We start from the raw sequence: 18132 nt of genomic DNA on the forward strand, positions 1-18132 counted from the left end.
GTCGCAAGGCTTTACTAAGTTTTAGTAGAATCTTGCGACGAGGTTTAAATTATGATGAATTTAACGCCTTTAAATTCAATCCTAAAATTTTAACTTATGGAATTTCGTAGATAAAAATTCCATTTCAGATTTTATTGGCTAAATTCCACCCCTGCGCTTTTGGATAAAATTTCGTTCATTTTCGAGATTAGATTAAAATTTTAATGACGGCAAAAGAAATTTTAGATAAAATCAATATTTTAATACCAAAATTTTACTCAAAGGATAGAGATGAAGAGTTACGTTACGGGCTTTCCGCGCATCGGAGAGCAGCGCGAGTTAAAGAAGGCTTTGGAGAGTTATTGGGCGGGCAAGTGCGATTATGACGCGCTAGAGCGGGTTGCTACAGAACTAAAAGATCGCCACATCAAATATCAGTTGGATGCTTGGAGCGGCTTAATTAGCGTAAACGACTTTTCATACTACGATCTGATGCTCGATACCAGCGTGCTTTTCGGCGTGATCCCGCAGCGCTTCGCGGCTCTTTCGGCGCATGAGCAGTATTTTGCGATGGCGCGCGGCAGTAAAGACGCAGTCGCGATGGAGATGACGAAGTGGTTTAATACAAACTACCACTATATCGTGCCTGAGATCTCGGCGTATACGGAATTTAGCCTAAATCCTAGTAAAATTTTAAGCGAGTACAAGGCCGCGAAGAATAACGATTTTAAGGATTCCTGCGCGCTAAAGATAAATTTAATCGGACCTATTACTTACTTGGCGCTTAGCAAATCAAGCGACAAAAGCGATCCACTCGCGCATTTAGATGCCCTTGCCGCGAAATATGAGGAGCTGCTAAAGCTTCTTAGCGAGCTTGATAACGAGGTCGTAGTTCAGATCGATGAGCCTATCTTTGTGACGGATCGCGCAGCGGAGTTAGCGCCAAAGATCGAGCCTGTTTATCAGCGTCTAAGCAAGGCTGCAAGCAACGTAAAAATCATCTTTATGACCTATTTCGAGCACGCGACCGAGGCTGTACGCGAGATAGTAAAGACCGATGTTTGGGCGATCGGGCTTGATTTTGTTTACGCAAGCGAGGAGAATATCAAAAAAGAGCTTCAAGCTTTAAAAGACGCCAAGACCGTGCTTTTCGCAGGCGTGATCGACGGGCGCAATATCTGGAAGAGCGACATCGACAAAAAGCTCGCCCAGCTCAAGACCATCGAAGCCTACGTGCCTAAGGAGCGCATCTATGTGGGCACCTCCTGCTCGCTTTTGCACGTGCCTTTTACGCTAAAATACGAGGACAAACTAAGCACCGAGATCAGATCCTGGCTAAGTTTCGCGGTCGAAAAACTAAGCGAAATTTCGATTTTAACCCATCTTTTCTTTGAAATTCCGATGTGCGAACACGGCATGAAAGCTTACGAAGAAAATCAAAAATCCGCTAAAACCCGCGCTAGCTCGCCACTTATTCATGACGAGCGAGTGCAAAGCCGTGCCGCAAATTTAAATAAATTCGAGCGGGCCGATCGCTACGAGGATCGCATTAAGGTACAGAAAAAGGAGCTAGGCTATGGAATTTTACCTACCACTACGATCGGCTCCTTCCCTCAGACTGCCGAGCTTCGCCAGGTTCGCAACGCCTATAAAAAGGGCTTAATTGGCCGCGAAGCCTACGAGCGTGACATCAAAGCCTACATCGATGACTGCGTTAAATTTCAAGATGAGATTGGTCTGGACGTATTGGTTCACGGCGAGCCTGAGCGTAACGATATGGTCGAGTATTTCGGCGAGCAGATGAGCGGATACGCGTTTAGCGCCAACGGCTGGGTGCAGAGCTACGGCAGCCGCTGCGTGAAACCGCCACTACTTTTCGGCGACGTTAGCCGCCCAAAACCGATGACCGTAGAGTGGATCAAATACGCTCAAAGTTGCACCAAAAAGATCATGAAAGGCATGCTAACGGGCCCGGTGACGATGATGAACTGGAGCTTCGTGCGCGATGATAAGCCTCGCGAGCAAATAGTAAAGCAGCTCGCACTTGCGATTTTTGATGAAATTTCGGATCTACAAGATGCGGGCATCAAGATCGTTCAGGTGGACGAAGCTGCGTTTAAAGAGGGTTACCCGCTTAGATCCGAAAACATCCCTGCGTATGAAAAATTCGCCGTTAGTGCTTTTAAGCTCGCCGTCAGCGCCGCAAGTGCTCACACACAGATCCATACGCATATGTGTTATTCGGAGTTTAACGACATAATCAAAACGATAGAGGCGATGGATGCCGACGTCATAAGCATCGAGACTGCTCGCAGTGGCAACGAGCTACTTCGAGTTTTCAAATCAGTCGGCTATAAGCAAGAGGTCGGTCCGGGTGTTTACGACATCCATAGCCCGCGAATTCCTAGTGTGCAGGAACTCGTAAGCCAGATCCGCGCGCTGCTTGAGGTGCTTCCGAAAGAGCAGCTGTGGATCAACCCGGACTGCGGTCTAAAAACCCGCAAATGGGAGGAGGTCCGCCTTAGCCTAAAAAATATGGTCGAAGCGGTAAGAATCATCCGCACAGAGGCGTAAATTTCGCGCAGAAAAAGACTTTGCTGTCGGGCAAAATTCCGCCCGACAGCTGTTTTGCGATAGAATTATGTGGAACGTTTATTTCGAGCATGGACCACTAAAATATCTGGGCGAAATTTTACTTCGAACGAGCATTAAAGGGCGGTGCGAGATTTCTACGCGTCTGCTTGGCAAGCATATTTGATAGCCGCTAAGTAATGCAGCAATATGAAATTTAGTGCAGGATTTACGGCTTTTACAGACGCACAGAGACGGGCATTTCTTGAAAATGTGGCGTAAAATTTTATCTCGATTGCTAGCTCGGAATTTCATCGCAACTGCTCGTTTGATTGAGACGCGGAGCGTAAATTTTATCGCGATTGCCTTGAAGGCGGGCTAGGGCAAGTGATAAATTTTAAAATTTTAGCAAATTAATTCTTGCGCACACAAACCTCACCAGCCGAATAAAAAATGCTGAAATTTGCAATTTTACGCGGCACTTTATGAACTCGCGCCGCTAAATTAGAATTTCAAAACGCGAGCCAAAGCCGGTATCGTTGCGCTAGAAATTTTAAATTGCAAATTAAAATTTACATTATCTCGTTAGAATGGCTGGATTGCGAAGCGAGATTCGGCTCTGCTACGTTAAATTTCAGCCAAGTCAAAATCTATGTAGCCGCATTAATTTATGACTAATTTCGCCTGGCGAGCCTGAAGTTGCGCCGCGCCAAAACCAAGTCTAGAGCCAAAATTTTACGATGCGAAGCTCATTGATTTTAACTTGCGTTTTGTTCGAAAGAGCGAGGCTGGCGCAAGGCGCATTTACGCTGCCACGAAATTTAAAAGAGACTTTATGGTGGCGTAGGTTTTGTAATTTGCAGTAAAAATAAAGCCATGATTTTGGCTCATAAGGCGCAGCTTTTAGATGGTTTCTATCGCGCTTTAAAGTGGGATTTTGCTTAGTAATTTTGCGCGGTAGATTTTAACAGGCGGAATTTTATCATCGCTACAAAATTTAGGCTTTTAGATTTTATTTTGCAGAATTTTGGCCTCATAATTGCGATGAAGTGTGGCTCATCTTATTTCGTAGGATTTTAGCGGCATCGCGCGCGTCTAATTTATATGGCATGATTCCAAGGCGCTTATTTTGAAATCCTGCGGGTAGAACCTGCGAGACTGCGTTTGCGAGGTTTTGTAAGAATTTGATGGCAAAGCGCTCAGCGCGTTTAAAAATTTTATTTGTGCGCCGAGCCCTCATTTGCGTTTTAAATTTTGCCCTTGCGGCGAAATTTCGCTCACGTGGTAAGGGCTCGCATACAAAGCGTCCGTGAAATTTAAGGATTTGACGCTAAATTTATTAGCGTGTTTAGCGATGTAATGCCGTGCCTGCGCATAAAATTTTGCGTTGCAGGCGATTAAAAAAACTTTTTCGCTTCGTATAAATTTCGCGCCGCAAGCGTTTAAAAGCCGCAAGAGCTTTAAAAATTTAAATTGGAAAGATTGAATGACATTTTTTTCGCCTGAGTTTGTCCTTGCTTTTTTAGCGTTTTTAATCGTTTATTGGACTCTCAAAAATCATATTTTCGCGCAAAAAATCCTGATCCTACTGGCAAGCTACGGCTTTATGTGCTCCATAAATCCGCGCTTTGCGCTGGTGCTTGCAGCCTATAGTGCCTTCGTATATTTTGCAGGTGCGTGTATCGCGCGCGCTAATTACGTAGTCGCGAAAGCCATACCGCCCGCAAAGCAGTCTTCGCGTAAGAAAAAGCTCTCGCGTAAAGCGGCAGCCAAGCAGATGGGCGCAACAAAACAAGCTGGCATAGCAAAGCAGATGCAAAAAGCGGGGTTAGCGAAGCAGATTCCACTACCCACTGCGAAGGCACGCGCAGTGATGCTTGCGGCGGTTGCTGGTGGCTTATTTTTTCTCGCGTTTTTCAAATATTACGGCTACGTCAGGGAGTTTTTCAATGCCGCGCTTGCCGCGCTGCACCTAGGTGCCGTCGATAGCGTGGCGTTTCCGCTTGGAATTTCATATTATGTTTTTATGTCGATCACCTATTTCGTCTCAGTTTATAGGCGTGAATGCGGCGAGCAAAGCTTTTTGAGCTTGGCGTGCTTTTTAGCGTTTTTCCCTAGCGTCGTGATGGGTCCTATCGGGCGCGCTAGCGCTGCCAAGGGCGTAGAGCCAGTACTGCCGCAGTTTGATCGCTTCAAGCACTTTGGTAATGCCGATGAAATTTATGTGCTTATAATTTTTGCCTTAGTTAAGCTGCTGCTTATTAGCGGCTATTTGGGCGCGTATTATAGCGATGTGATTTCAGGCGTTTACGGCGAGGAGCCTGAGTCCTCCGCGGCGCAAATTCTAGCTGCACTGCTGCTTTACGGCGTGGTGCTTTATACGAATTTTAGCGGCTTTATCGATATGGCGCGTGCGCTTGGGCTTGCGATGGGCTTTAAGCTGCCACAGAATTTTAATATGCCCTACGCGGCTAAGAATTTAGGCGAGTTTTGGGATCGCTGGCATATCAGCTTGTCCACGTTTATACGCGATTATATTTATATCCCGCTTGGCGGCTCGCGCAATGGCTTTGCGCGCACCTGCGTAAATTTGCTAATCGCGTTTGCGCTCTCAGGCATCTGGCATGGCGCGGGATTAAATTTTTTGATTTGGGGACTTTTGCACGGAGCAGCGCTTGTATTTTTAAAATGTCTTGCCAAAGTGGGTGCAAAGCCGCTAAATCCGTATTTGGCGCTATTTTGCACCTATATTTTCGTAAGTTTCGCTTGGATTTTTTTCGCCAACTCCCTGCCAGATGCGGCGGCGATTTTGGGCGCTTTTACCCGCGCACGAGCTTTCGGAGATATTAGCGAGCTAGCGGTGCTAGCGGGGATTTTAGCGGGGATTTTTGTTTATCCTAAAATTTCAGCTCTTAAAGATACTTTGATCGCGCTTTTTGCCGAGCTGCCATTTTTGCCTAAAGCTCTCGCGCTCGGCGTGATATTCACGCTGATTTTCGCGCTGATGCCAAGCGGAATTCCAAATTTCATCTACGCAGGATTTTAGATGCTTAGGTTTGTTTCGACTCTGCTTTTTGCGCTGCTTTTCTCGGCATTTTTTATGCAAGGCTCGCTGCTTTATTATTTGGAGCAGAGATTTCACGATGATTTTGGGCTGGAAGAATGGCTGCGCCGCTCGCCGTTTCGCGTAGGCGGAGAGATCTACGAAAAAATTGCAAATGGCGTAGATAAGCTTGAGCAGCGCATCAAAGGCGAGGATATTAGCAAGGATGAGGACGCAAGTCCGCATAGCGGAAGCGAAAATTTTAAAAAATCTGCGCAAGATCGTATGGCGGAAAATCAAGCTTTGCAAAGCACGAGGGCGCGAGATCACGATGCTTCGCAAAGCGTTAAACTGCAAGATAGCAAGCCGCAAGCCCATGCTGCAAAGAATTCAGCTCTAAATAATTCTGCGCATCATTCAAAGACGCGCGATTCGGCGCAGGAGCCTTACGCACAAAATTCCATCCCTCAAAATTCTACTTCGCAAAATTCCGTGTCACAAAGACTGGCTACAACAAGCTCTGTGCCGCGCGGCTCCGCTGCGTCGCAAAATCCCGTCGTGGCAAGCGCAACCTTGCAAAGCGGCGAAAATTCCGATTCGCAACTTCCCGCTCCGCAGGCTTTGGAGCAGAATTTAACGACGCAAGGCTTCGTGGAGGTTGATGCTAAAATTTCGCTTAGCGACGATGGCAAAATCCGCCTAAATGCAGGCGATGAGGTGCTTTTTATGGGCGATAGTCTTATGCAATACGTGGGGATGAACGCTAAGAAATTTTTCCCGAAGCGAAGCCTGAGAGTGATCGATCTTAGCAAGCAATCGACGGGACTTGCGAGCAAGAAATCTTTCGACTGGCAAAAGACGCTCGATACCGCGCTTCGCGAGAACGGCGGCGTTAAGCTTGTAGTCGTGCTGCTGGGCGCCAATGACGTCTGGGAGTACCGCGCGGGCGGTAAAACTTATGGCATTAAAACGCCGCGCTGGCGGGAGTTTTACGCCTCAAGAGTGCGCGAGATCTACGATACGGCGCACTCGCACGGTGCGGGAGTGCTGTGGCTTGCGATGCCGTGTATGCAAAAGCCAGATTTTGAGGAGAAAACGCAGCTGCTAAATCAAATATATGCCGACGCCAGTATGGCGCTTGGCGGGTATTTTATGCAAACAACCCCGCTGGTGTGCGAAAAAGGCGTCTATAAAACCTATCTGCAAAGCGGCTCGAAGCTCGTGCGCGTGCGCCAAGACGACGGCATTCATATGAGCAAAGAGGGTTGCGAAGCGGTAGCGAAAGAAATTTTATCAAGGATTGAAGTTGAGTAAATTTATAGCGATTTTATTTGCCGTATTATTAAGCGGATGCGCGGCAAACGCAGGCGTTCGCGGCATAAATTCCGCAAATGCAAAAAGCTCTGCGGGCTTTGGAGTAAAATTTTTTGGCGATTCGCATTTAGGAAGCGATGCGCTGATAGATGCTTTCAGACACGGCTTTTTCGTGCAAAATAGCGTCGGCTTCGTGCCTGCAATGATGCCTAAATATCACAAAAGCGAAAATATAGAATTTAAGCAAAGCGGCTTTAATGTAATCTCGTCTCGCACCGAACAAGACCCCGATTTCCCACTATGCGGAGTGATCGCTACCGGCAAAAAGGGCGCTAATGTGCGACTGGAGCTAAAGCAGCTTAGCGGCGATTTTTACGTCGAAATTTTACATAAATCGGATCAGGGCGGCGAGATTTTTCGCGTGCGCGATGCAAGTGGGCTAAGCGCGTATATTTCGCAAGAAGTGCCGCAGAAATGGGAGTATTCTAAGCTGCGACTTAGATTTCCGATCGAAATTCGATCGCTACGTGATGGGGCAGAACTTGGAGGATATAAAATTTACCGCAAAAACGCGCGCTTTGCAGACTCTTGCGCGAGCAACGGCGCGTTTAGCAACCTCTACGAAAAATGGGGCGCAGATGCCTTTGGTAGGGATTTTTCGGGACTTAGATACAATCTCGTAGTTATCGCTTACGGCACAAACGATGCGATGGATCCGAAATTTGACGAGCAAAAATTCTACCAAAGCGTCCGTGGGCTGCTTCGCTCCGTCCGCTCTGCAGCTCCTGGTGCAAAAATCCTGCTCGTAGCGCCGCCGCGAAGCCCTAAAGTGCCAAACGCCTCACGCGCTGCGGAGGTGCTGGCGCATCTAGCGCGAGACGAAGGGGCTATGTTTTACGACATAGCCGGTCTTATGGACGAGGATGGCGGCTGGCGCGGCTGGCGCGAGCGCGGGCTTATTCGCCCTGACGAAATCCACTTGCAAAAAGAGGGCTACGAAAAAATCGGCGCAGCGCTGGCGACGAAATTGCGCGGCAGGCTTTAAATTTAATCTTTAAATTTAGGTGGTTCGCTGTGGAATTTATGAAGTTCGTTGTGAAAATTTACAAAGCTCTTTGTGAAAATTGCACAATCCGCCGCTAAATTTACGCAGTTAGTCGCTAAATTTAAAATTTGGCGGCAGTAAGCAAAGCTACGCTTACTCGGATTTCGCCGCTTAGATCCGCGCCGCGAAATTTAAGATCAGAGGCCGCGGCTTTAAATTTGTGCGGCGACAGGCTCGATGCCTGTGCTTTTAAAATACGTCGCCTAAATTTACGCTTTTAATTTGGATTAAATTTATGTGGCTACGGCTAGGGGCGAAAGGTCTGTGTGGCGCGTGTGCCGCGTAAAATTTAGCGCTTGAAATTTCATTCGCACGGGTTGTGACAAAGCGCGGCAGCCAGATTAAAGGAGAGGAATATGATATATCTTTGCGGCGATACGCACGGAATAAACGAGATCGGCAAAATAACGAAAAAGGCCTTTGCGGGCGGGCTTAGCGCCGATGATTTCGTCATCGTGCTCGGAGATTTTGGGCTGTTTTGGAGCGAGCGGATAGATGAGTTTATGGCGCGCAAAAATATAGAAAGATATTTCCCAGCCACACTTCTTTTTATCGATGGCAACCATGAAAATTTCGATATGTTGGACGAGCTGCCGCGCGAGCGAAAATTCGGCGGCACCGTGGGCGTGGGCGGCGAGAATATTTTTTGGCTGCGGCGCGGCGAAATTTACGAGATTGCTGGGCGACATTTTTTGTGCTTCGGCGGCGCGCTTAGCGTCGATAAGGTGCATCGGATACCGGGGCTTAGCTGGTGGGCGCGCGAGATTCCAAGCGAGGAGGAGTTTGCTTGCGCGGTGCAAAATGTGCGCAATTTCATAGCCGCGGGCGGGCGGATCGATGCGGTGCTGAGCCACACGGCGCCGTGGTTTGCGATGAAATTTTTAAAAGAATACCTTTGGTGCGGCAAAAGCACCCCCGATAAAACGTCTGAGTACTTAGATCGGATCTTTGAGCTCGTAAGGCCTGCACGGTGGTATTTCGGACACTTTCACGGCGATAAGAAATTCCAAGCGCAGGGCTGCGATTTTTATCTCTGCTACGATGAAATTTTAAAATTTGAGGACTAGCCTTGAGCCCGCGGCAGCGAAATTTAGAGCTTTGCAAACGACGAATTCGCTCGTAAATTTTAAATGCTGAGGCGCGCGAAATTGAGCCTTTATATTAAAATTTAAGCTAGTTTGGCTACAATGTGGCACTTTTTTTAGAAAGGAATAAAGATGAAGGTTGTAATTACTTATTGTAATTCTTGATCTTATAGACCGCAAGCTCTCCGTGTGAGAGATGAAATAACAGGCGTCTATAAGGATGCAGTTGTCGAGTTGGTCCCTGGTGGCAGCGGAGACTTTCTAGTAGAAGTTGACGGCAGAAAGCTTTTCTTTAATAAAGATTTTGCTAAGCCTCGTTTCCCAAGTGAAGGTGAAATTTTAAATCTAATTAAAGTTGCAGCCTAGCTCAAAGCCCGAAAGTGGGTCGCAAGATTTGCTTCGGGCGTTTTTTATACTCAAATTTCAAATCCGTAAATTTAATCTTAAAACCATCCTAAATTTGCCAAATTAGCGCTACGCAAAATTTAGATTAAATGATCCACGCTGCGGCAAATTCGAAAAGCCATTTTAATCAAAATTTACGCGACGATCGCGGTTTAAATTTATCGCTCGGAGTTTATAAATTTCAAAAGAAAGAGGAATTTTTGCGAAATCAAAATTTCGCAAAAACAGGGAGGGGGATTATTTATTTGCGCGCTCGATATACTCGCCGCGGACGGTATCAACGCGGATGACCTCGCCTTCTAGCACGTGAAATGGGATCTGTACCACGGCGCCGGTCTCAAGGGTGGCGGGCTTTTTGTTGCTGCCCTGCGTATCGCCGCGGAAATTCGGCGCAGTCTCTATGATCTTAAGCTCCACCACCTGCGGAACCTCTACGCCGATTGCTTTGCCATTGTAAAACATAATGTCCACCATCATGCCGTCAAGCATCCATTTTTTCGCCTCGCCCACCTCGTCGCTGATCGCGATCTGTTCGTAGCTATCAGTATCCATGAACTGACACGCCTCGCCGTCGTCGTATAGATACTGCATCTGCTTATCTTCGAGGTTTGGCGCCTCGCATTTATCGCCTGCATGGAAGGTCTTTTCAAGCACCTTGCCATCGATGAAGGATTTTATTTTAACGCGCACGAAAGCTGGCCCTTTGCCCGGTTTTACGTGTTGGTATTCTATGATTTTAAACGGAATTCCGTCCACCTCGATTTTTAGACCTTTTTTTAGATCGCCCATTGAATAAGCCATAAATTTCTCCTTAAATTAATGAGGCGCGATTATAACAAATTTTATTTTAAATTGATATAATTGGCGAAATTTTAAGGGGAGGGAAGCTATGAAAAAATTCATCTACGTTTTGGCTGCGTGTGCGGCTTTTGCGCTTGGCGCGAATGCAAACGAAGCGGAGTTTGTGAAAAACCTAAAGCAAAGTCTAAATGATAAAAACACTCAGCTCATCTCGATCGACAAGCTAAACTCGCTAAACGGGCTAAATTTGCTGATCGTCCGCTCGGGCGATAAAAAAGAGGCGTTTTTGGCTAGCGACGACGGCAAAAGCCTAGTGGCAGTAACTGAGGAGCCTAAGCTTGCAGACGCGGCGGATGCGGCACTGTTTAAGATGAGAACTCAAATTTTAAAGGACGCCAGGGACGCCGCCGCGCTTGAGCTGCTAAAGAGCATAGATCCCGCGAGATTTGCCTATATCGAGTCGTTTGATAAAAATAATCCCTACGTGACCTACATCGTGGGCGATCCGGAGTGCCCGTATTGCGCCGAGGAGATGAAAAGGATCACGAAACATCTTCGCAACAGCAACGTAAAATTGATCTTTGCGCCGGTGCACGGCAAGAGCGCGTTTATCAAATCGGCACTGATTTTAAAGCAGCTAAAAGCTCTCTCGCCTAGCGATCAAAAAGGCGCGATCGACGTGATCGAAAAATACTACGACAAGGACGTGCAGGTAAGCGATGCAAACGTCTCAAAAGCCGAGCTTGACGCCGTGTATGCGGACACCAAGACGCTGTTTTCCAAAGGCGTGATCAAATCAGTCCCATACGTGATCAAGGTGAAAAAATAGTCTGAATTTACGGAATTTAAAGCGCGAAGTTTGTGTGCGAATGATACAAATTTGCAGCCTTTGCGACGAGGGTCGCTCCGATATGCAAAGATAAACTTTTTGCGATTTGTTTGCGAGAGGTGCAAGCTTGCGTGCAGATGGCGCGCTGTCTGCCTATCCATAGCGCCCCGTCCGCTCAAACACACTTTCATACCGCCTATCGATAGCGCGTCTGCCATGCCTGCGCTTACCTATAGCTCTGCCCGTGCTGCCCGTAGATAGCGTATCCGTCGATAGCACCCCGCTCATTTCTTGCGGCATACCATACGCGCATGGTACCGCTCGCTCGCGCTATATTCTAGGTTTTTTTGGCGCGCAGCTCAAAGTAAAATTTTAAAATCCTCGAGCGAAAAGAGTAAAATTTTATCGCTTTTTAGGCTTGCTAGTTCGCCGCTAAAGCCGCTTTTGGAAAACAGCGCGAGCAGATCGGGCGCGAGGCGCGCTTTTTCGCATTTGAGCATAAGCTCGTTTAGTACGTTTTTTGAAATTTTTCGCTCCTTGTATTTGCACTCGCCCGCGACGCAAAAGCTCTCAAATTTCGCGTAGATGTCGATCTCGACCTCTTTGTTCCAAAAGCTTGAAATTTGCGAAATCTCTAAATTTAGATACTTCGCGAGCAGCTCCTTACTTAAAATTTCAAACCCGAGCCCCGCGTAGGCGTTGAAATCCGCTTTGATTAGGCTTAGTACGCGCCCTATTTCGCCGCGGCGCAGCGCGGGCAGGTTCGGCTCGATAAATCTAAACCAAAACCTCGCAAAGTTGCTGCTAAAATGGACTTTGTCGGTGATATGGTAGCGGCGTAGCGCGCGCGGTAGGCGGTCGTTTTTACGAGCCTTTTGCGCTCTTTGCTCGCTTGATTTTTCGGTGATTAGAAACTTCGCGTTTATGAGATCTGCGGTGATTTTTTGCGCCGTAAATCGCGGCAAGATTTTTGAAATTCCTATTTTTTTGCGGTCGCTTCTAGCAAATTTCATCAGCGCCTTTTTGATCTGCTCTTCGCACTCGCTGTCGAATTTAAAGCGCTCGCCGAGATGTTCAAAGCAGAGCAAAATTTCATTTTCGATCGCTTCGAAAACGTCCGCGTAGCCGCTTATGCAGCCGATCTCGTCAAATACGAAATGAAACTGCAAAATCGCGTCGATACCAGCATCGCCCAAATTTCGCGCCGTGTCTTTTAACTCGTAAATTTCGCCCTCCTTGCGGGCGTAATTTTAGCGAGTTTGGATATAATTTGCAAAAATTTTGGAGTCGCGCTTTGGATTTTGAAACGATCAAAAAAAACATCATCTTAAAAGAGGGGATCAAATACTTTGATTTCGCCGCCTCGGGCCTTGCGTATCGCCCTATAGAAGCGGAGATCGAGCGCGTGCTTGCAACATACGCCAACGTCCACTCCGCAGGCGGAGCGAGCGCCGAGATCACGAGCGATTACTACGAAAACGCAAGGGCCAAAATCAAAGAGCTTCTGGGCTGCGAGGAGCGCTACTACCTGGTCTCGTGCGGATTTGGCGCTACTGCGGCGATAAAGAAGCTTTGGGAAATTCTAGGCATCTACCTGCCGCCCGCGACGCGAGATAGGCTCGGCTTGCGGTGCGAGAGCATAAAAGAGCTGCCGCTTTTCATCATCTCGCCTTTTGAACATCACTCCGTAGAGATTAGCCTAAGGCAGGGGCTTTGCGAGGTCGTGCGCGTGCCGCTAGGCGCAGACGGGCTGATGGATTTTTCGCGGCTGAGCGAAATTCTATCCGAAAATAAAGGGCGCGAAATTTACGGCGTACTTACCGCGGCATCGAACGTGACGGGGCTAAAGCTTGATTACAAGCGCGCCTACTTGATGCTAAAAGCGCACGGCGGGCGGCTGTTTGTGGACGCTAGCGCGCTCATCGCGCACGAAAACGTAGATCTCGGCTTTTGCGACGGCATGTTTTTCGGCGCGCACAAGCTTTTGGGCGGCGTGGGCGCTAGCGGGATTTTGGCGGTGCGAAAGGAGCTTTTGCACGGCGAGGAGCCGACGTTCGCGGGAGGCGGCACGATCAAATACGCAGACGCCCAAACGCAGCGCTTTATAATCGATAAGGAGCGCTTGGAGGAAGCAGGCACGCCCGGCATCATCGCGCTGGTGCGAGCTTGTCTTGCCCTAAAGCTTCGCAAAAGTGCGGGGCTAGAGGCGATCAAGTCGCGCGAAGAGGCGATCTGCAGGCGCTTCATAAGCGAAATTTCAAAAATCCCCGAGATTGAAATTTACGGCAATCTCACTGCGCCGCGTGTGCCGATCTTTGCTTTTAATATGCAAGGGCTCGGCGCAGACGCGTTAGCGGGGGTGCTCGGGCAGAAATTTGAGATCCAGACTCGCGCAGGCTGCGACTGCGCCGCGCCTTACGGCTTTGATCTACTCGGCTTGCAGCCCGATACCGAAATGTCGCGCAAACCCGCTTGGGTGCGGGCTAGCTTCTCGTTCATCCATGACGAGAGCGATGTGGATTTCTTGGCGGAGGCGCTAAGACAGATCGCTCAGATCCGCGATAAAATCACCTTCGTAGCGGGCAAATATCGCTGCGGCAGCGTAAATTAAGCTAGTGAAATTTTATAACAAGAGCCGCTTTTAAATTTTACGGCGCGGGGTTTTGCGACATAAAATTTTGTCGGTGAAATTTCGCAGCGTGGAATTTTAAAGCGCAGAATTTTATACGCGGCTCGGCAGCAGATACTCCGTGCCGATTGGGACGTGAAATTCTTCGGCATAAAATTTCGTGGCACGGGATTTTGAAATTTTAAATTACGAGCTGAATTCTATCGGTAAATTTTGTGTTGAGGAGTTTTGCGCCGTGAAATTTGAGCGGTAAAATTCCGTGCTGCGCGGATAAATTTTAACGCTGCCAAATTTTAAAATTCCGAAATTTCAAATTTTCGCTATTCGAACGAGCTTCGCAAATTTTATATTTCGTAAAGGCATGGAAAATTCTGCGTCGTGGAATTTTAGCCGCAAAATTTTGAAATTTTACAAAGCTGAATTTTACTCGGCAAACTTCTGCGGCGAGAAATTTTACCGCAAAGCTCGTGGCGGCGAAACTTGGCGTAGTCGCATCCGCCCGAAAGCTAAATTAAGGCGCGAGCGTTTGCGATAAGAGCGCATTTTAAGAGGTGAAATTCTGCGCCCTCAAAAGACGCAAAATTTCACCGAATTTACTCGCCGAATTCCTTCTGCAGCCTATAAACCTTATCGTAATCGACCCCCTCGATGATGCGCGGGCGCGAGGCGTTAAAATCGGCGTTTATCACCGAGCGAGTGGGATCGTACTCGGGCAGGTCGGTCATCTCTAAAATTTCTGCAATCGCGTGGATGAGATCGTCGTTTAAAAACGGCCTGTTTTTAGCTGCTGCGATGCGAGCCCAAAGATCCGCGTTTTGCTCTTTAAATTTATCCGACGCCATGAAAATCAGCGGGATTTCGAGCGTGAAGCGGTTGATGCCGCCGTGGATTAGCTTGCCGCGGTATTGATAAAGGCTCTGGGCGTGGTCGCTGAAATAGACTATCAGCGTGTTGTCGTCTGCGAAAATTTTATAAATTTCGCTTACGATAAAATCGTTGTAAGCCACGGTGTTTAGGTAGTGCGCAAGCTCTTTTTTCTGCCCTTCGTCCAGCGGCTCGCGCGAAATATCCGCGGCGCTAAATTTAGTAAAGCTTTTTGGATAGCGAAACTCATAGCTCGGGTGCGAGCCCATCAGATGAAGGATGAAAAATTTATCCTTTTTCTGCGTACCATTTACCTCTGCGGCGGAGCTTTCATCCTTGCGCGCAAGAGGTGATTTTTTCGCACCCGATTTGAAATTTTTTATGCTAGGCAGCATAACTTCGTCGAGCGAGTAGGCGTATTTGTAAACCGGGATCTGGTTCGTAAAGTCCGAGTGATCCGTCATCTGCGCGCTCGCGCCGCTTGCGACCGCCCACTGCCCGTAGCGCTCCTGGTTACTGATCCAAAAGGTTTCGTAGTTTGCGAGCCGCGCGAGATTTACGATGTCGAGGTTGGCGCTCCACGGGCGCTGCTTTTCGCTCTCGTAATTTCCGAAATTTAGCACGTATTTTAACACGTCGTTGGTCTTAGCTCCAGGCGAGACGACGTCGCTAAAGGCGATTAGATTTCCGCTTTGCTCAAGCGCTTGCAGATTCGGCGTAGTGGGCAGATAGTAGCCGTATAAGCTCATAAAATTTCGCTGTAGGCTCTCTCCGATAATGAAAACGACGTTTGAGATGCGGTTTGGCGTGGTTTTATGCGAATGTGAGGCGTAAATGCTTTGGTATCCCGCTTGCAGCTCGCGCACGCTTTTAAAATCGGCGCCGAAATAATCCTTCGTAACGAAAGCAAAGTTGTAAATCGGAATTTTATTTAGCGCGATTATGATGCTGGCACGCATTTTCGAACTTTTGGCTACGTAGCTTTTAAATGCCGCATGTGCGATAAAAACGAGCAAGCTAAGCAAAAAGGCTAGCTTTATCGCGCGACATAGCTTCATTCGCGCTCGCTGGCTCACTCTAAGCCTAAGGGCAGCGATGACGAAAATTAAAAGCGCCAAAAAAGCCGCAATAAGCTTAAAATTTAAAAACGCATGCGCGAACTCAAAGGCCTCCTTGGGCGTCGTTTGCACTAGCGCGTCCAGCGTGCCGTGCGAGTAGGTAAGCTCCAGGCTAAAGATCAAAAAAATCTGGGCGATCGCAAAGACCACGTTTAGCGCCAGAAGCGCAAAGGCGAGAATTTTATATAGCCTGGCGCTATAAAAGCTAAGCGCGTAAAGCGCGAAAAAAAATATCGTCACGCCGCAGATTGCGGACGCCGCAAAAAACAGCGCCTGCGCAGAGAGTAGCTCGCCGCCGCGCGCGATAAGAAGTAACCCGAGCGATAAATTTAATGCTAAAACTAGCGCGTATGCGTTTAGCACCGCACCATCAAATACCGATAGGAGGCTGAATCTGTCTTTTAAAAATGCGCCGATATTTTTTGCTAGGCTCATGAAATTCCTTTGTTGATTGCGTTTAAAAAACGAAGATGAAAAATACGACGCCGATTAGAATTCTATAAATTCCAAACGAAATGAAATCAAACTTTGAAACGAAGCTTAGAAATAGCTTGATTGCCGCAAGCGCCACGACGAACGCCACCGCGCCACCTACGAGAAAGGTTGTGGTATTATCGGAGTTTTGCGCGAAGGTGTCTAAATTTTTATAGGTGTCGTAAAAAGTCGCCGCAAACATCGTAGGGATCGCGAGTAGGAAGCTAAAGCGCGCGGCTAGGTTTCTGCTTAGTCCGCACAAAAGCCCTGCGATGATGGTGGCGCCGCTGCGCGAAGTACCCGGCACCATCGCAAAACATTGCGAAAGCCCGATGATAAAGGCCTGAACATATGAAATTTGATCCAGATGCTCCAGTTCATTCTCTCTAGGGCGCGCCTTACGAAAGAGCTCTACCGCGATAAAAATAACGCCCCAACCGATCAGCGCGTAGGCGACGGTCTGTGGCGCGAATAGCGATTTGATGCTTTTATAGAGCAAAAAGCCGATCGCGGCGGTAGGGATAAAGCCCACGACGAGCTTGCACCAGAGCTTAAAATCGACCAAAAGCCGCTTGTAAAACATCGCCACGACCGCTAGGATCGAGCCTAGCTGGATAACGACTTCAAAGCATTTAAGCGTGTCGGTTTGCTGCAAGTCCATCAGTTTCGCAGCTAGGATCATGTGTCCGGTCGAGCTTACGGGCAGAAACTCTGTCAGCCCCTCAACGATGCCTAAAATCACGGCGTCAAATATATTCATCCATTTTTTCCTTTAAATTTGTTAAATTCTGAGTGATCGAAGCGGGCCTGTAGATCGCCTCTACCATCGCGATATAATCAGGCTTGAGGGCTAAAATTTCATTTAAATTTTCTAAGTTTATCCCGCCGATTACGGCGATTGGAAGGTTTAGAGATTTTCGCGCCTCTTGCACAAGCGCATCGGGGCAAAGCGGCGCATCAGGCTTTGTCTTGCCGCGCCTGAGCGAGCCGAAGGCTACGTAGCTAGCGCCCTGCGCTTCGGCCTTTTGCGCGCGAGCAAGATCAGCGTAGCAGCTAACGCCGACGATCTTATCTGCGCCTAAAAACTCGCGCATCTGCGCCGTCTCGCCATCGTCCTTTCCGATATGCACGCCGTGCGCACCAAGCTTTTTGGCAAGCGCCGCATCGTCATTGATGATGAGTTTGGCGCCGTAATCCTCGCAAAGGCCGATGAGAGAGCGGATTAAAGCTTCGTCTTTCGCGGCGAGCTTGCTGCGATACTGCACGAGCTTTACGCCACAGCGTAAAATTTCATCTATCTGCGAAAAGATAGTTTGCGGCGGCGTTAAGACATCGTCGCTAAGCGCGTAAATTTCATTCATCTATCTTTTTCGGCATCGGCACGCCGTTTAGAATGCAGTTGGTAACATCCCAAAATTTTGCGCTATACATTCCCCGCTTAGCCTCTTTGGCTTCCTCGGCGGCTTTTAAAAGAAGTTCACTATCGTCGGTTGTCGGCACGGCAAATCCTGCTGCCACTAGGTCCAATCGCAGATTGCTTTTAGGATCGCTTGCGTCGCAGACATAGGCGTCATTGCCGCGATCGATTAAATTTACGTAGTAGCGCTTGCCGGGTTTTATCACGGACTCGAGAGCTTTTTTATATTCTTTGTCGAATTTCCTTAGCTCCTTGGCGTCCGTTATGCACCTAGAAGCGCCCGCGGCGATTATGTTTAAATTTTTTAAGTCGCAGGGAAAGAAACGATCTTTTTGAGCCTTTCTGAAAGTAAAAACGAAGCTTCTACCGTCATTGCCAAGACCTGCAAACGCAGCGATGCCGTATCTGTCTTTTTGCTCCGCAAAGCTCTGCGTGCAGAGCAAAATCGCAAGTGCTAAAAATATCTTTTTCATAGGATTCCTCTTAGGCGGCGCAAAT

At 48.0% G+C, this 18132-nt stretch carries 15 protein-coding genes; 8 read left to right on the forward strand and 7 right to left on the reverse strand.

What is annotated here, in order from left to right; all coding sequences use genetic code 11:
- Positions 1–270: 270 nt before the first annotated feature.
- The 6 genes from metE (at position 271) to Q0274_RS10780 (ending at position 9463) form a co-directional block, all read left to right on the forward strand.
- Positions 271–2553, forward strand: coding sequence for a 5-methyltetrahydropteroyltriglutamate--homocysteine S-methyltransferase (metE, locus tag Q0274_RS10755; RefSeq protein WP_298029614.1), 2283 nt, complete (start codon positions 271–273; stop codon positions 2551–2553).
- A 1483-nt stretch (positions 2554–4036) separates the two neighbouring features.
- The gene (locus tag Q0274_RS10760; RefSeq protein WP_298029615.1) at positions 4037–5596 is read left to right on the forward strand and encodes an MBOAT family protein; all 1560 of its coding nucleotides are present in this window, start codon (positions 4037–4039) and stop codon (positions 5594–5596) included.
- On the forward strand, positions 5597–6907 hold the full coding sequence (locus tag Q0274_RS10765; protein WP_298029617.1) for a DUF459 domain-containing protein: 1311 nt from the start codon (positions 5597–5599) through the stop codon (positions 6905–6907). It begins immediately after the preceding gene.
- Entirely contained in the window at positions 6900–7952 is a 1053-nt protein-coding gene (locus tag Q0274_RS10770) for a GDSL-type esterase/lipase family protein (RefSeq protein WP_298029619.1), read from the forward strand. The genes Q0274_RS10765 and Q0274_RS10770 overlap by 8 nt, the downstream gene beginning before the upstream one ends.
- A gap of 416 nt (positions 7953–8368) precedes the next feature.
- Entirely contained in the window at positions 8369–9079 is a 711-nt protein-coding gene (locus Q0274_RS10775) for a metallophosphoesterase (RefSeq protein WP_298029621.1), read from the forward strand.
- A gap of 150 nt (positions 9080–9229) precedes the next feature.
- The gene (locus Q0274_RS10780) at positions 9230–9463 is read left to right on the forward strand and encodes a SelT/SelW/SelH family (seleno)protein (protein ID WP_255349569.1); all 234 of its coding nucleotides are present in this window, start codon (positions 9230–9232) and stop codon (positions 9461–9463) included.
- A 276-nt stretch (positions 9464–9739) separates the two neighbouring features.
- Here Q0274_RS10780 and efp read toward each other — a convergent pair whose 3' ends face one another.
- A complete protein-coding gene (gene efp, locus Q0274_RS10785; protein WP_298029623.1) occupies positions 9740–10303 on the reverse strand; it encodes an elongation factor P in 564 nt (187 codons plus the stop codon).
- An 88-nt stretch (positions 10304–10391) separates the two neighbouring features.
- Here efp and Q0274_RS10790 point away from each other — a divergent pair, with 88 nt between their 5' ends.
- On the forward strand, positions 10392–11132 hold the full coding sequence (locus Q0274_RS10790; RefSeq protein WP_298029625.1) for a hypothetical protein: 741 nt from the start codon (positions 10392–10394) through the stop codon (positions 11130–11132).
- A gap of 153 nt (positions 11133–11285) precedes the next feature.
- Here the strand turns inward: Q0274_RS10790 and Q0274_RS10795 are convergent, their stop codons facing one another.
- The gene (locus Q0274_RS10795) at positions 11286–11420 is read right to left on the reverse strand and encodes a hypothetical protein (protein ID WP_298029627.1); all 135 of its coding nucleotides are present in this window, start codon (positions 11418–11420) and stop codon (positions 11286–11288) included.
- Between the two features lie 71 nt (positions 11421–11491).
- A complete protein-coding gene (locus Q0274_RS10800) occupies positions 11492–12328 on the reverse strand; it encodes a DUF234 domain-containing protein (protein ID WP_298029629.1) in 837 nt (278 codons plus the stop codon).
- 74 nt (positions 12329–12402) lie between these two features.
- Between Q0274_RS10800 and Q0274_RS10805 the strand changes: the two genes are divergently transcribed.
- Positions 12403–13743, forward strand: a complete 1341-nt coding sequence (locus tag Q0274_RS10805; protein WP_298029631.1) for an aminotransferase class V-fold PLP-dependent enzyme — start codon at positions 12403–12405, stop codon at positions 13741–13743.
- Between the two features lie 611 nt (positions 13744–14354).
- Here Q0274_RS10805 and Q0274_RS10810 read toward each other — a convergent pair.
- From Q0274_RS10810 to Q0274_RS10825, 4 genes are read right to left on the reverse strand one after another with little or no spacing between them, the layout of a single operon-like run.
- Positions 14355–16178, reverse strand: a complete 1824-nt coding sequence (locus Q0274_RS10810; protein WP_298029633.1) for a phosphoethanolamine transferase — start codon at positions 16176–16178, stop codon at positions 14355–14357.
- A 22-nt stretch (positions 16179–16200) separates the two neighbouring features.
- Positions 16201–16977 (reverse strand): undecaprenyl-diphosphate phosphatase, encoded by a 777-nt coding sequence (locus Q0274_RS10815; protein ID WP_298029634.1) that lies wholly within the window; start codon positions 16975–16977, stop codon positions 16201–16203.
- On the reverse strand, positions 16964–17578 hold the full coding sequence (gene thiE / locus Q0274_RS10820) for a thiamine phosphate synthase (RefSeq protein WP_298029636.1): 615 nt from the start codon (positions 17576–17578) through the stop codon (positions 16964–16966). Before thiE ends, Q0274_RS10815 begins: the two co-directional genes overlap by 14 nt.
- Complete coding sequence (locus tag Q0274_RS10825; protein WP_298029638.1) at positions 17571–18107, reverse strand: hypothetical protein; 537 nt, start codon at positions 18105–18107, stop codon at positions 17571–17573. The genes thiE and Q0274_RS10825 overlap by 8 nt, the downstream gene beginning before the upstream one ends.
- Positions 18108–18132: the final 25 nt, after the last annotated feature.

This window comes from uncultured Campylobacter sp., from assembly GCF_937973075.1.
Lineage (GTDB): Bacteria > Campylobacterota > Campylobacteria > Campylobacterales > Campylobacteraceae > Campylobacter_B.

What these genes read in the sequence shown, in the direction of transcription:
- metE (WP_298029614.1), top strand. Translation starts at nt 271, where the DNA reads ATGAAGAGTTACGTTACGGGCTTTCCGCGCATCGGAGAGCAGCGCGAG.
- Q0274_RS10760 (WP_298029615.1), top strand. Translation starts at nt 4,037, where the DNA reads ATGACATTTTTTTCGCCTGAGTTTGTCCTTGCTTTTTTAGCGTTTTTA.
- Q0274_RS10765 (WP_298029617.1), top strand. Translation starts at nt 5,597, where the DNA reads ATGCTTAGGTTTGTTTCGACTCTGCTTTTTGCGCTGCTTTTCTCGGCA.
- Q0274_RS10775 (WP_298029621.1), top strand. Translation starts at nt 8,369, where the DNA reads ATGATATATCTTTGCGGCGATACGCACGGAATAAACGAGATCGGCAAA.
- efp (WP_298029623.1), bottom strand. Translation starts at nt 10,303, where the DNA reads ATGGCTTATTCAATGGGCGATCTAAAAAAAGGTCTAAAAATCGAGGTG.
- Q0274_RS10790 (WP_298029625.1), top strand. Translation starts at nt 10,392, where the DNA reads ATGAAAAAATTCATCTACGTTTTGGCTGCGTGTGCGGCTTTTGCGCTT.
- Q0274_RS10795 (WP_298029627.1), bottom strand. Translation starts at nt 11,420, where the DNA reads ATGAGCGGGGTGCTATCGACGGATACGCTATCTACGGGCAGCACGGGC.
- Q0274_RS10810 (WP_298029633.1), bottom strand. Translation starts at nt 16,178, where the DNA reads ATGAGCCTAGCAAAAAATATCGGCGCATTTTTAAAAGACAGATTCAGC.
- Q0274_RS10815 (WP_298029634.1), bottom strand. Translation starts at nt 16,977, where the DNA reads ATGAATATATTTGACGCCGTGATTTTAGGCATCGTTGAGGGGCTGACA.
- thiE (WP_298029636.1), bottom strand. Translation starts at nt 17,578, where the DNA reads ATGAATGAAATTTACGCGCTTAGCGACGATGTCTTAACGCCGCCGCAA.
- Q0274_RS10825 (WP_298029638.1), bottom strand. Translation starts at nt 18,107, where the DNA reads ATGAAAAAGATATTTTTAGCACTTGCGATTTTGCTCTGCACGCAGAGC.